Origin of the sequence: Pedococcus ginsenosidimutans, assembly GCF_039544395.1 — a bacterium.
Classification (GTDB): Bacteria; Actinomycetota; Actinomycetes; order Actinomycetales; family Dermatophilaceae; genus Pedococcus; species Pedococcus ginsenosidimutans.
Genome location: NZ_BAABLO010000005.1, coordinates 171,696 through 183,648, shown reverse-complemented (window position 1 = coordinate 183,648; position 11,953 = coordinate 171,696). Strand labels below are relative to the sequence as shown.

General features: G+C 72.4%; 13 protein-coding genes. 4 read left to right on the top strand and 9 right to left on the bottom strand.

The window, feature by feature from the left end:
* Positions 1–2: 2 nt before the first annotated feature.
* Positions 3–1,046: an amidohydrolase family protein gene (locus tag ABEA42_RS09790; RefSeq protein WP_345502882.1), complete on the bottom strand. Its 1,044-nt coding sequence runs from the start codon at positions 1,044–1,046 to the stop codon at positions 3–5.
* 181 nt (positions 1,047–1,227) lie between these two features.
* Between ABEA42_RS09790 and ABEA42_RS09785 the strand changes: the two genes are divergently transcribed.
* Complete coding sequence (locus tag ABEA42_RS09785) at positions 1,228–2,727, top strand: AAA-type ATPase lid domain-containing protein (RefSeq protein ID WP_345502881.1); 1,500 nt, start codon at positions 1,228–1,230, stop codon at positions 2,725–2,727.
* Between the two features lie 43 nt (positions 2,728–2,770).
* Here ABEA42_RS09785 and ABEA42_RS09780 read toward each other — a convergent pair whose 3' ends face one another.
* Complete coding sequence (locus tag ABEA42_RS09780; RefSeq protein WP_345502879.1) at positions 2,771–3,610, bottom strand: helix-turn-helix transcriptional regulator; 840 nt, start codon at positions 3,608–3,610, stop codon at positions 2,771–2,773.
* A 286-nt stretch (positions 3,611–3,896) separates the two neighbouring features.
* Between ABEA42_RS09780 and ABEA42_RS09775 the strand changes: the two genes are divergently transcribed.
* Entirely contained in the window at positions 3,897–4,430 is a 534-nt protein-coding gene (locus ABEA42_RS09775; protein ID WP_345502877.1) for a hypothetical protein, read from the top strand.
* Positions 4,431–4,499: 69 nt separating this feature from the next.
* Here ABEA42_RS09775 and ABEA42_RS09770 read toward each other — a convergent pair whose 3' ends face one another.
* The 7 genes from ABEA42_RS09770 to ABEA42_RS09740 form a co-directional block, all read right to left on the bottom strand.
* Positions 4,500–4,904 (bottom strand): DUF3151 domain-containing protein, encoded by a 405-nt coding sequence (locus ABEA42_RS09770; protein ID WP_345502875.1) that lies wholly within the window; start codon positions 4,902–4,904, stop codon positions 4,500–4,502.
* Positions 4,901–5,926, bottom strand: coding sequence for a class II fructose-bisphosphate aldolase (gene fbaA / locus ABEA42_RS09765; protein ID WP_345502873.1), 1,026 nt, complete (start codon positions 5,924–5,926; stop codon positions 4,901–4,903). The genes ABEA42_RS09770 and fbaA overlap by 4 nt, the downstream gene beginning before the upstream one ends.
* An 81-nt stretch (positions 5,927–6,007) precedes the next feature.
* A complete protein-coding gene (locus ABEA42_RS09760; RefSeq protein WP_345502871.1) occupies positions 6,008–7,273 on the bottom strand; it encodes an RNA polymerase sigma factor in 1,266 nt (421 codons plus the stop codon).
* The gene (locus ABEA42_RS09755; RefSeq protein ID WP_345502870.1) at positions 7,270–7,632 is read right to left on the bottom strand and encodes a YciI family protein; all 363 of its coding nucleotides are present in this window, start codon (positions 7,630–7,632) and stop codon (positions 7,270–7,272) included. The genes ABEA42_RS09760 and ABEA42_RS09755 overlap by 4 nt, the downstream gene beginning before the upstream one ends.
* Positions 7,629–7,991, bottom strand: a complete 363-nt coding sequence (locus ABEA42_RS09750) for a YciI family protein (RefSeq protein ID WP_345502869.1) — start codon at positions 7,989–7,991, stop codon at positions 7,629–7,631. Before ABEA42_RS09750 ends, ABEA42_RS09755 begins: the two co-directional genes overlap by 4 nt.
* Before the next feature lie 10 nt (positions 7,992–8,001).
* Positions 8,002–8,361, bottom strand: a complete 360-nt coding sequence (locus ABEA42_RS09745; RefSeq protein ID WP_345502867.1) for a YciI family protein — start codon at positions 8,359–8,361, stop codon at positions 8,002–8,004.
* 55 nt (positions 8,362–8,416) lie between these two features.
* Positions 8,417–9,076, bottom strand: coding sequence for a TrmH family RNA methyltransferase (locus ABEA42_RS09740; RefSeq protein WP_345502865.1), 660 nt, complete (start codon positions 9,074–9,076; stop codon positions 8,417–8,419).
* A 165-nt stretch (positions 9,077–9,241) separates the two neighbouring features.
* On the opposite strand from ABEA42_RS09740, the gene ABEA42_RS09735 reads away from it, so the two are divergent.
* Together ABEA42_RS09735 and ABEA42_RS09730 are read left to right on the top strand one after the other, a co-directional pair.
* Positions 9,242–11,236, top strand: coding sequence for a translation factor GTPase family protein (locus ABEA42_RS09735; RefSeq protein ID WP_345502863.1), 1,995 nt, complete (start codon positions 9,242–9,244; stop codon positions 11,234–11,236).
* 4 nt (positions 11,237–11,240) lie between these two features.
* Positions 11,241–11,927 carry a DedA family protein gene (locus ABEA42_RS09730; RefSeq protein ID WP_345502861.1) on the top strand — a complete coding sequence of 229 codons (687 nt, stop codon included), beginning with the start codon at positions 11,241–11,243 and terminating at the stop codon, positions 11,925–11,927.
* The last annotated feature ends 26 nt before the right edge of the window (positions 11,928–11,953 follow it).

Genomic DNA, 11,953 nt, shown 5'->3' with positions numbered 1-11,953 from the left:
GCTCAGACCGTCGCCAGGTCGGCGGCCGCAGGGTCGCGCGGCCCGGTCTCGGTCGCGTCAGCCTCCGGCAGCCGCAGCTCGGCCGGGACGTCGATGCCGTACATCTTCGCCGCGTTCAACCCCAGGATCTTCTTCTTCTGCTCCGTCGTGATGGGTGCGTACTCCGTCATGTCCTCCGGGATCTGGAAGTCGACGAAGCGCTCCACGAGCCACTTCGGGGTCCAGATGGCGTAGTCGCTGGAGAAGAACAGCCTGTCCTCGCCGACCCAGTACAGGAGCTCGCCCATGATCTGCGCGAAGTACCGGGGCCGGGTGTGGATGAAGGGCATGGCGACGGCGAGGCCGCCGTACACGTTGGGCTCCTGGGTGGCGATCCAGCAGTAGTCCTCCAGCCGCGGCAGGCCGACGTGCTCGACGATGAAGTTGAGGTCGGTGAAGTCGGTGGCGACGTGGTCGATGTCGGCCACGTCGAATGCGTCGCGGTCCAGGGGGCGGATGGTCGGCCCCTTGTGGACGTGGATGTTGGTGATGCCGAGCCTGCGGCACTCCTCGAAGTAGCGGTAGGCCCACGGGTCGGTGAGCTTCCAGCCGCGCGACCCGCCGTGCCACTCGGCCGTGTAGAGCTTGACGCCCTTGAAGCCCATCTTCTCGTGGTCGGCCCGCAGGTCGTCCAGGCCCTGCTCGCCGTTGCGGGGGTCGAAGTTGTGGTTGTACGTCAGCTTGCCGGGGTTCGCGGCAGCGAGCTCGAACGCCTCCTGCGTCTGCCCGAAACCGGTCTTGTAGAACTCGGTGAGTGCGGCCGGCTGGAAGATCGCGTGGTCGACGTAGCCGTCCTCGAACAGGTCCTTGATGAGTCGCCGTCCGCCTTGGTAGAGGTAGTCCTCGTAGGACCACACCTCCTCCTCGGGGGAGAGGTTGCGGTGGTAGTCGTAGAAGCAGTCGATGAACTGCTTGCCGTGCTCGTTGCGCAGGTTCTCCGGACGCGCGTCCCACAGGGCGATGTGCGCGTCGACGATGAAGTAGCTCTCGCCGTTCTTCGTGTACATGGTCTTCTCCCTCTCGCGACGCCGTCGTCGCGAACCCCAGTGACGCTAGGAGCGGCCGGAACGGGCAGGCAGGGGTGCCGCGTCTCAATGTGAGAAGCGGCCTGTCTCACTTTGAGACCCCGAGGATCCGCACCTCGCGCCGCCCGGGGTTACCGTTCACCTCAGCGAGAGGAGGTCGACGATGACCGCCGACGACGACGTCGCCCTGCCGCGGCGAGTGTCCGCCCCGTTGGGGGTCGGGGACGTCGCCGCGCCGTCGAAGCGCCTGGTCGCGTCGTGGCGCCGCAGCGAGGAGTACGGCGTGTCGCTCGAGACCGTCGACCCGACGTGGGCCGGCTCGGTGGTCACTGACTCGTTGTTCTTCGAGTGCGGCCACGAGGTGCTCGAGAGCCTGCACCAGACCCTGGTCGACGAGCCGCTCAGCCTCATGCTCACCGACGCCGACGGCCTGGTCCTCAACCGCTTCTCGGGTGACACGAGCCTCCTGCGCGCGCTCGACAGGGTGCACCTGGCACCGGGGTTCGCCTTCTCCGAGCGGGAGGCCGGCACCAACGGCCTGGGTCTCGCCCTGGCCGACCGGACCCCCTCCCTGGTGAGGGCCGAGGAGCACTACAGCGCCAGCCTGTGCACCTACACCTGCGCCGCGGTCCCGGTCATCGACCCCATCGGCGGCCGCCTCGAGGGGTGCGTCAACATCACGACGTGGTCGCGCTCGTCCGCGGGGCTCCTGCTCGCGCTGGCCGAGTCCGCCGCGAGCACCACCACGGCCCTGATGCTGGCGCGGTCCGGTGGTCGGACCGCGCGACCCGCGCCCAAGGGCGGTGTCTTCCGCGTCCAGCAGGCACGCCTGGAGCCGGCGGCCGGTACGGCGCGGTCGATGTCGGCCTCCTGGGACGATGCGCTCGACGCCGTCACGACAGCCCTGCGCTCGGGCCGGGTCGTGGCCGCGGTCGGGGAGCCGGGGTCGGGCCGCGCGACCCTCCTCGGGCAGGCGCTGCGCCGGGCACACCCGCGCATCAGGGTCCTCAGCGCCGACGTCCCCGCTCCTGAGGACGTCGACGCCTGGCTCGAGCTGTGGACGCCGGAGCTCGCCAAACCCGACACCGCGGTCGTCGTGGAGAACGTCGACCGCCTCCCGGCGTGGGCGGCGCACGAGCTGCGCCAGCGCGCAGTCGCAGCCGTCTCGAGCCGGTCCGTCCGCGGTGGCTCCGACCTCGCCTGGGGCGTGACCGCTGGGGACCTCGAGGCCGTCCCGGCACCGCTGGGCCCGCTCGTCGACACCGTCGTGCCCGTGCCGGCCCTGCGCGAGCGCCCCGACGACGTGATGGCGCTCGCCCACTGGGTCGCCCACCAGGCCCGGATGCGCGAGGTGGGCTTCACGCCTGCCGCGGAACAGGCCCTGCTCGCGCACGACTGGCCCGGCAACGTCGACGAGCTCGTGCGCGTCGTGCGGGACGCTGCGACGAGGGCCGAGACCATCGACCTGCGGCACCTCCCCCCTGCCTTTTCGGCCCCGGCAGGGCACCGCCTGACGCGGTTGCAGACCGTCGAGCGCGACGAGATCGTCCGGGTGATGGCCGGCCACCCGTCCTCGGTCGGCGACGCGGCCGCCCAGCTCGGGATGAGCCGGGCGACGCTCTACCGCAAGCTCAGGTACTACGGGCTCGCCCGGCCCCGTTGACCCTCCGGCTCGGCGGCGCGACGCCGGGTCGCAGGCCGTCCGGCTACCGGTCCGTGTCGTCGACCAGTGTGGCGAGACCGGCCCGGGTGGCCGCGACCCCGAGCTGGAAGCGCGTCTGCACCCCGTGCCGCTCCATGAGCTGGGCGACCCTGCGCCGTACGGTCCGCAGGCTGCAGCCGAGGTAGCGGGCGATCGACTCGTCCTTGAGACCGAGGGCCAGCAGGCGCATGAGCTGGCCCTCGGCGGGATCGGGGGCGCCCTCCGGGGCCATCGGCAGGGCCCGCGAGAACGACCGGTCGAAGAGGGCGGTGAAGGCGGCGACGAGCATCGGGTCGCGGATCAGGACGTAGTCGGCCGCGGGGTCCCCCCAGACGGCGGACGCCACCACGGCGTCCTGGTCGAAGACGACGAAGTCGGTGGGCGGCACGAGGCTGAGCCGCTGCTGCTCCCCCGCGTCCGCCCAGGCGCGCACCCACGCCCGTCCCGTCTTGGTCTCCATGATGTCGATCGGGTAGATCGTCTGCTGGCGGAACACCCCCGCGCCGAGCAGCTCGCGGGTGCGGCGGTTGACGTCCGGGTCCAGCCCCGACCCGACGTCGACCGTCATCGTGCAGTGGCGCACGATCGTCGAGGTGTGGTCGACCAGGTGCCGCACCACGGGGGGCGCGAGCTCCGCGGGGAGGGGTTCGACCGCCCGTGCCGCCCGGTCCCGTCCGAGGGTGCCCGACGAGGTCAGCTCGTAGAGCGCGTAGCGCACCTCGGCGAGGTCGGAACGCCGCGCCTCGAGCTGCTGCTCACCGCGCTCGAGGATGCGCTGGAGCCGCTCGACGGGGTCCCTGAACAGCGCCTCGACCTCGTGGCGCGGCTCATCGGTGCTGGTCACAGGCCCTCCGGAGGCGGTCGGCATCATCTGGCCATTGGCACCATAGTGCCACCATCTGCGGCGGTCCCGATGCACAATGAGCCCACCTCGTCGACGACGCAGGGGACGCACCGGCGACGGCAATGCGGGACGGACCACGGTCCTCCCCCAGGGGGCGACGGCGGGGGGAGGGATCCGACCAGATCCCTCCCCCCGCCGTCTCCGTCCCTAACGCCCTGAGCCCAACCTGCCGGCTCCCCCGGACGTCCATGCTGGTGACCGCACCGTCCACGACCCGGGGGCCCCGATGACCACGCGCCGACAGCTGAGCACGATCGCCACCGCCGGCCTGGTCGGCGCCCTCCTGGCCGGTTGTGGCCCCTTCGGCGGCGCGGACGGCCCTGGCACCGACGCGTCCACGACGCAGACCCCGGCCACGGTCATCGTGACCACCACCGTCCCGGCGTCGCCGACCGCGACCAGGCCCGTCCCGACCAAGCCGATCCGGCCCACCATCGACCCGTCCCCCACCACGCCCCCGCCCGGCAAGGATGCCCCGGCGATCCCGCGCTCGGCGCAGGACTACGGCATCGCCTTCGTCACCGCCTGGGTGAAGGGGGACCGCACCCGGGCGACGCAGCTGGGGACCGAGTCGGCGGTCAAGGACGCCTTCGCGACGCAGCCGGGGACAGCGCCCCGGTTCGACCACTGCGAGGGAGCCGCCGGGTCGAGCTACTGCACCTGGGTCGGTGCCGAGTACACGCTGCAGCTGCGGATCGGCAACGACCTGGCCTCGCGCGGCCAGCCGCACGCGGTCGCCGAGGTCGTCTTCAGGCACTGAGGCCCACGGCCGCACGCAGCAGCGGGGCCGGCGCCCACACGGCGCCGGCCCCGCTGCGTACGACGTGGCCTACAGGCCGAGCTCGCGCGCCCCGGTGGTGGAGGAGTCGCGGAGGAACTCGGTGCAGCGGCGCTCCTCGTCGGTCTCGCCGATCGCACCGGCCGCCTTGGCCAGTGCGGCGAGCGCACGCAGGAAGCCGCGGTTGGGCTCGTGCTCCCACGGCACCGGGCCCTGGCCGCGCCAGCCGTTCTTGCGCAGGGAGTCCAGCGCGCGGTGGTAGCCGGTCCGGGCGTAGGCGTAGCCCTCGACGGTGCGACCGTCGGCGAGCGCGTCCTCGGCGAGCGTCGCCCAGGCCAGCGAGGAGGTCGGGTACGCAGCAGCCACCTGGTCGGCGGCGACGCCCTCCTCCAGCTTGGCGGCGGCGGGGTCGACCGGGAGCCGCGTCTCGGGGATCCCGAGGAGGTTCTCGCTCATGCGTGGGTGCCCGCCGACCGGAGGTGCTGGCACGCCTCGACGACGCGGGCCGCCATACCGGCCTCGGCCTCCTTGCCCCAGGCGCGCGGGTCGTACTGCTTCTTGTTGCCGACCTCGCCGTCGATCTTGAAGACGCCCTCGTAGTTGGTCAGCATGTAGCCGGCCACGGGGCGGGTGAAGGCGTACTGCGTGTCGGTGTCGATGTTCATCTTCACGACGCCGTAGTCGACGGCCGCGGCGATCTCCTCGGCGGTCGAGCCGGAGCCACCGTGGAAGACGAGGTGGAACGGCTTCTCGTCGGGCGTGCCGAACTCCTTGTGCACGGCGTCCTGGGCGGCCTTGAGCACCTCGGGGCGCAGCTTGACGTTGCCCGGCTTGTAGACGCCGTGGACGTTGCCGAACGTCAGGGCGGTCATGAAGTAGCCGTTCTCGCCGGTGCCGAGCGCCTTGGCGGTGGCGATGGCGTCCTCGGGCGTCGAGTAGAGCTTGTCGTTGATCTCGTTGGCGACACCGTCCTCCTCGCCACCGACGACACCGACCTCGATCTCGAGGATGACGTTCGCGGCCTTGCAGGCGTCGAGGAGCTCACGGGCGATCTCGAGGTTCTCCTCGAGCGGCACGGCCGACCCGTCCCACATGTGCGACTGGAACCACGGCGTGCCACCGGCCTTGACGCGCTCGGCCGACGCGGCGAGCAACGGGCGGACGAAGCCGTCGAGCTTGTCCTTGGGGCAGTGGTCGGTGTGCAGCGCGATGTTGACGTCGTAGTTCTTGGCGACCTCGTGGGCGTACGCAGCCAGCGCCAGCGAGCCCGCGACCATGTCCTTGACGGTGGGGCCGGAGAGGTACTCCGCTCCGCCGGTGGACACCTGGACGATGCCGTCGCTGCCCGCCTCGGCGAACCCGCGGATCGCGGCGTTGAGCGTCTGCGAGGACGACACGTTGATGGCCGGGTACGCGAAGGAGCCTGCCTTCGCGCGGTCGAGCATGTCGGCGTACACCTCTGGGGTGGCGATGGGCATGGGGTCTCCTTAGAGCCATCTGCGGGACTTCGTCGTCGCGCCGATCCTTTCACGTCCGCGCCTGCCCACGACACCCGTGTCTCAGGCGTCCAGCGCCTCTCGCCGGCGGAGCAGGAGGGCGCGCTCGGCGTCGTTGGCGCAGCGGTCGATCGCGAGTGCGTACGCCGCGTGCGCACCCGCGACGTCGCCGGCCCGGCTCAGCAGCTCGGCCCGCACCGCGGGGAGCCGGTGGCTGTTCGGCAGCTGCTCGTCGAGGCCGTCGAGCAGGGCCAGGCCGGCCCGCGGCCCCTCGGCCTCGGCGACCGCCACAGCCCGGGCGAGCTGCGCGCTCGGGGTGGGCGCGAGCGCGAGGAGGGTGTCGTAGTGCGCCACGACCCGGTCCCACCGGGTCGACCCCGCGTCGGGGGCGATGGCGTGCTCGGCCGCGATCCGGGCCTGCACGGCGTACCCGGCGGCCTGGACGGTGACCGGACCGGTGAGGGCGGGCGAGGCGAGCAGGGCGAGGGCCTCGTCGACCTCGTCGCGGTGCCACCGGCTGCGGTCCTGGTCGGGCAGCAGGACGATCGCCCCGCCGGCGTCCACGCGGGCGTCACGCCGGGAGTGCTGGAGCAGCATGAGGGCCAGCAGCGCGGTGAGCACCGGCTCGCCGGGCCGCAGGCCCAGCACCACGCGGACCAGCCGCACCGCCTCCCCGGCGAGCTCGGTGCGCAGGGCGTCGGGACCGCTGCCGGGGGCGTACCCGGCGGTGAAGGCGAGGTAGGCCGTCTGGGCCACCACGTCGAGCCGTTCCGGGAGCTCGGCCGCGGAGGGCACGGCGAACGGGATCCCCGCCGTGACGATCTTCTTCTTGGCGCGGGTGAGCCTGGCGGCCATGGTCGGCTCCGGCACGAGGAACAGGCGCGCGACGTCGCCGGTGCCCACCCCCAGCACCAGGCGCAGGGTGAGCGCGCTGGCGGCTGCGGGGTCGAGCGCGGGGTGGCTGCACATGAGGACCAGGCGCAGGAGGTCGTCCTCCACGAGGTCGCCGGGGTCGGCGCGGACCGCGCCGGCCCGCGCGGCGTCGCCCTCTCCCTCGACGACGAGCAGCGGCGCCTTGCGCAGGGCCATCGCCTCGCCACGCAGCCGGTCGAGGATCCGCCGGCGGGCCGCGGTGTGCAGCCAGCCGGCAGGGTTGTCGGGCATCCCGTCGCGGGGCCAGCGCCTGGCGGCGGTCTCGACCGCGTCGCCGAGCGCGTCCTCGACGAGGTCGAGCCGGCGGAACCGCGCGAGGAGCAGGGACACCAGGCGTCCCCACTCCTCGCGCACGACCCTGGCGAGGGGGTCGTCGTCCGTGGCGACTGCGGTCACCGGCTCTCGTACCCCTCGATCCGCACGGTCGGCCGGACCTCCACCGTGTAGGAGCGGGGCAGCAGCTTCGCCGCGGCGATGGCGGTGTCGAGGTCGGGCAGCTCCACGTCGTAGTAGCCACCTACCTGTTCCACCAGCTCGACGAACGGGCCGTCGGAGACGACGGCGGTGCCGTCCTCACGGTGCCGGACCGTCGTGGCCAGGTCGGCGTCCGAGAGCGCGGCGCTCTCGAGCCGTCGGCCGTGCTCGTCGACGAACTGCTCGAAGGCGTGGTGGGCGTCGAAGTACTCCTGGCGCCCCGCCTCGTCGGCCGCCTCCCACGCCCCCGGCTCGTAGGCGATGAGGACGACGTACCTCACGAGGGCCGGTCCTCCGGCTTGACCACCCGCCGGACCTCGATGCCGTCACCGAGGGCGGCGATGATCTGGCAGCAGTCGACGAGGTCGTCGAGGTCGTCGGTCTCCACCTGGTAGAACCCGCCCACCTGCTCGGTGACCTCGGCGAACGGCCCCTCCGTCGGGGTGCCGCCGCCCGCCGGGATGCTCCTGGCCTCACCGGAGGCGTGCAGCTCGGCACCGCCGGTGATCTTGTGGCCCCGGCGGGCGAGCTCGGCCCCGAACCGGTCGTACTCGGCGTACCCGGCCTTGCGCTGCGCGACGTCCATGGTGGTCCACCAGCGGTCGGCGTCCCCCACGATCAACACGACGTACTCGGTCATCGCTCGCTCCTCACATCTGCACTGTCGGGCGGATCTCGACGGCCGGGTGGAACGGCGTCGCGAGCAGCCGGCCGCACACCTTCCCCAGATCGTCCACGTCGTCGGTCTCGACGAGGTAGTAGCCGGCGACCTGCTCGGCGCTCTCGGCGTACGGGCCGTCGGTCAGGGCGACGTCGTCGAGGGCGGTGCCGCGCACGACCCGGGCCCGGCTCGACGGGGTGAGCTGCGCTCCCCCGGTCATCTTGTGCCCGCGCTCCGCGAGGAGCTGGACGAACTCGGTGTGGGCGGTGTGCAGGTCCTGCAGCTCCTGGTCGGTCGCGGTCGCGTACCTGGCCTCGGGGCTCGGCAGGAGCACGAGGTACTCGGTCATGGCTGGTCCTCTCATCGGTGGGGTGCTTCCACCCTGATGACGCACGAGCTCCGCGCTAATCGACAGCCTGCCCGAAAACGTGCCGACGGACCCAGGCATGCATCGCCACGGCTGCGGCGGCCCCGGCGTTGATCGACCGCGTCGAGCCGAACTGCTCGATGTGCAGGACCACCTCGCAGGCCTGACGCACCTCGTCCGAGAGCCCGGGGCCCTCCTGCCCGAACACCAGGACGCACTCCCGCGGCAGGTCGTGGGTCTCCAGCGGCACCGAGCCGGGGAGGTTGTCGATGCCGATGAGCGGTATGGCGCGCGGGCGCCCCTCGTCGTCCCGGCCCGCGGTCCCGGCCCAGGTGACGAGGTCCTCGACGGTCGGGTGGTGGTGCTCGTGCTGGTAGCGGTCGGTCACCATCGCCCCGCGGCGGTTCCACCGGCGCCTGCCGACGATGTGGAAGGCCTTGGCGTTGAAGGCGTTCGCCGTGCGGATGACCGAGCCGATGTTGAAGTCGTGGCCCCAGTTCTCGACCGCGACGTGGAAGTCGTGCCGGTGGGTGTCGAGGTCGGCCACGATCGCGTCGTGCCGCCAGTAGCGGTAGGCGTCGACGACGTTGCGCCGGTCGCCGTCGCGCAGCAGCTCCGGGTCCCAGTGGTCACCGCTCGGCCACTCGCCGACCCACGGCCCGACCCCGACCTCCTCGATCCGGTCGTCCTCACTCACGCGCCCACCCTAGGCGTCACCCGGACCTCGAAAAGCCGTTGCCGCCCTGCGGCGCGCTCTGGTGCCATGGACCGGTACGCACACCCGACCACGGACCGGAGAAACCGATGCGAGCTGCCGTCACGTCCCGCCAGGTACCCACCTACCGAATGGATGTGAAGGCAGTTGCGTACGTTGACCGTCGGGGTCGTGGCGCATGTTGACGCCGGCAAGACCAGCCTGACCGAACGGATCCTGCACGAGGCAGGGGTCCTCGACCACCCCGGGAGCGTCGACGCCGGCGACACCCGCACCGACTCGCTCGACCTCGAGCGCCGTCGAGGGATCACGATCCGCTCCGCGGTCGCGTCCTTCTGCTGGCACGACACCCTCGTGAACCTCGTCGACACCCCCGGCCACTCGGACTTCGTCGCCGAGGTCGAGCGCTCGCTGGCCGTGCTCGACGCCGCCGTGCTCGTCGTGTCGGCGGTCGAGGGGGTCCAGGCGCAGACCCTCGTGCTGATGCGGGCCCTGCAACGACTCGGCCTGCCCACGGTGCTGTTCGTCAACAAGCTCGACCGGGCGGGCGCCGACCCCGAACGGGTCCTCACGCAAGTCGCGGACCGGCTCACCCCGGAGGCCGTGCCCCTCGGTACGGCGCGCGACGTCGGCAGCCGCGCGGCCGGCTACACCGCCTTCCCGGTAGCAGCGTCCGAGCGGGTGGACCTGCGCGCCGGGACCCGCGCCGCTCGGCTGCACCCCGTCGTCTTCGGGTCGGCGATCACCGGCGCGGGCGTGGGTGCCCTGCTCGACGTGCTCACCGACCTCGTCGCGGACGACGGCAGCAGGGAGGACCTCGTCACGGACGAGGGTGCCGGGGACGCGGTGGGGGCACGAGCCTCCGGGGTGGTCTTCAAGCTCGACCGGACCACGGCGGGCGGCCGGCTGACCTACGTGCGGATGACGGCCGGGATCCTGTGGGTCCGCGACCGGCTCGAGCTGGACGGCCGGGCCTCCGAGCGGGCTCCCGAGCGGGTGACCGGCCTCGAGGTCTTCGGACCGGACGGCCTGTGCCGCGCCGAACACGTGGGGCGGGGGCGGATCGCGGTGCTCCGCGGTCCCACCGCGGCCCGGGTGGGCGACACGTTCGGCCCCGACGGGCCGCGAGCCCGGCACGTCGAGCTGGGGCGGCCGAGCCTCGAGACCGTCGTCGACCCGGTCGACCCCCGGCAGCGGGGACGGCTGTTCAGCGCGCTCACCGAGCTGGCGGAGCAGGACCCGCTCATCGACCTGCGGCTCGACGACGGCCGTGGCGAGGTGGCGGTGTCGCTCTACGGGGAGGTGCAGAAGGAGGTCATCGCGACCTTCCTCGAGGAGGACCACGGCGTCGCCGCGACGTTCCGCCCCACGACCCCGATCTGCGTCGAACGCGTTCGGGGCGTCGGGAGCGCTCACCAGCTGATCGACGTCGCCCCCAACCCGTTCCTCGCCACGGTGGGGCTCCGGGTCGAGCCCGCAGCAGTGGGCACCGGTGTCGAGCTCGCCCTGGAGGTCGAGCTCGGGTCGATGCCGCCGGCGTTCTTCACCGCCGTCCGCGAGGGCGTCGACGGGACCCTCACCGAGGCGGTGCACGGCTGGGCGGTGCCGGACTGCCGCGTCGTCGTGACCCACTCGGGCTACTACCCGAGGCAGAGCGCGATGCACGCCGGCTTCGACAAGAAGATGTCGAGCACCGCGGCGGACTTCCGCAGCCTCGCGCGGCTCGTCCTCGCCGAGGCCCTCGCCCGCGCGGGGACGGTCGTCTGCGCGCCGGTGCACCGGTTCGAGCTCGAGGTGCCCCAGGACCTGGTCGGGACGGTGCTCGCCGAGCTCCCCCACCACCGCGCGGTACCCCACGCCACGCGGGTCACCGGCGCGTCGGCGACCTCCGCAGCGGTCCTGACCGGCGACGTCCCGGCGGCCGAGGTGCACGGCCTGGCCCAGCGCCTGCCGCACCTCACGCGGGGCGAGGGGATCCTCACCACGGTGCTCGACCACCACGCGCCGGTGACCGGCGCGCCACCGCGTCGCACCCGGGCGCTGCCCGACCCGTTCGCCCAGGTCCGCGACTGGGCACGGGTCCAGCGCAGCTGGCCCTCAGGCGGCGCACAGGGTGCACACGCGTCGGACCCGTACCCTTGACCCCATGCACTCACTCAGCACCAACTGGATGGACCCCCAGTGGCTCCTCGACCACTTCGGCTCCCAGTTCTTCTGGGTGAGCGTCGCCATCGTCTTCGTCGAGTGCGGCCTGCTCTTCCCGATCCTCCCGGGCGACTCGCTGCTGTTCGCGATCGGGCTGTTCATCAGCACCGGTGACTTCAGCATGAACCTCGTCGTGGCCCTGCTGGTGCTCAGCGTCGCCGCGTTCGCCGGCAACGTCGTCGGCTACGAGATCGGGCGCGCCGTGGGCCGGCCGCTCTACGAGCGCGACGGCCGCCTCCTCAAGAAGAAGTACTTCGACGACAGCCACGCGTTCTTCGAGAAGCACGGTGCCAAGGCGCTGGTGATCGGGCGCTTCGTGCCGATCGTGCGCACCTTCATCACCGTCGTGGCCGGTGTGAGCCGTATGGAGCGCCGCCACTTCTTCGTGTGGAGCGGCGTCGGCGCGGTGCTGTGGGTGTGGGTCGTCACCCTCCTCGGCTACTTCCTCGGCAACTCGTTCCCGGCCCTGAAGGACCACCTCGAGCTCGCGATCCTGGCCATCGTCGCCGTGTCGGTGATCCCGATGGTCGTCGAGGTCGTCCGCGCCCGGCGTGGGCACACCGCGGCCGAGGAGATCGTGGACGAGACGGATGAGGCCCTCGAGGGCCTCACCGACGACCGGGCCTGAGGGCTCGGCCCCGGGCTGAGGGCTCG

Excerpts from the sequence above, each read along its gene's own strand:
- ABEA42_RS09785 (WP_345502881.1), top strand. The coding sequence starts at position 1,228 with ATGACCGCCGACGACGACGTCGCCCTGCCGCGGCGAGTGTCCGCCCCG.
- ABEA42_RS09730 (WP_345502861.1), top strand. The coding sequence starts at position 11,241 with ATGCACTCACTCAGCACCAACTGGATGGACCCCCAGTGGCTCCTCGAC.
- ABEA42_RS09750 (WP_345502869.1), bottom strand. The coding sequence starts at position 7,991 with ATGACCGAGTACGTCGTGTTGATCGTGGGGGACGCCGACCGCTGGTGG.
- ABEA42_RS09770 (WP_345502875.1), bottom strand. The coding sequence starts at position 4,904 with ATGAGCGAGAACCTCCTCGGGATCCCCGAGACGCGGCTCCCGGTCGAC.
- ABEA42_RS09775 (WP_345502877.1), top strand. The coding sequence starts at position 3,897 with ATGACCACGCGCCGACAGCTGAGCACGATCGCCACCGCCGGCCTGGTC.
- ABEA42_RS09745 (WP_345502867.1), bottom strand. The coding sequence starts at position 8,361 with ATGACCGAGTACCTCGTGCTCCTGCCGAGCCCCGAGGCCAGGTACGCG.
- fbaA (WP_345502873.1), bottom strand. The coding sequence starts at position 5,926 with ATGCCCATCGCCACCCCAGAGGTGTACGCCGACATGCTCGACCGCGCG.
- ABEA42_RS09790 (WP_345502882.1), bottom strand. The coding sequence starts at position 1,046 with ATGTACACGAAGAACGGCGAGAGCTACTTCATCGTCGACGCGCACATC.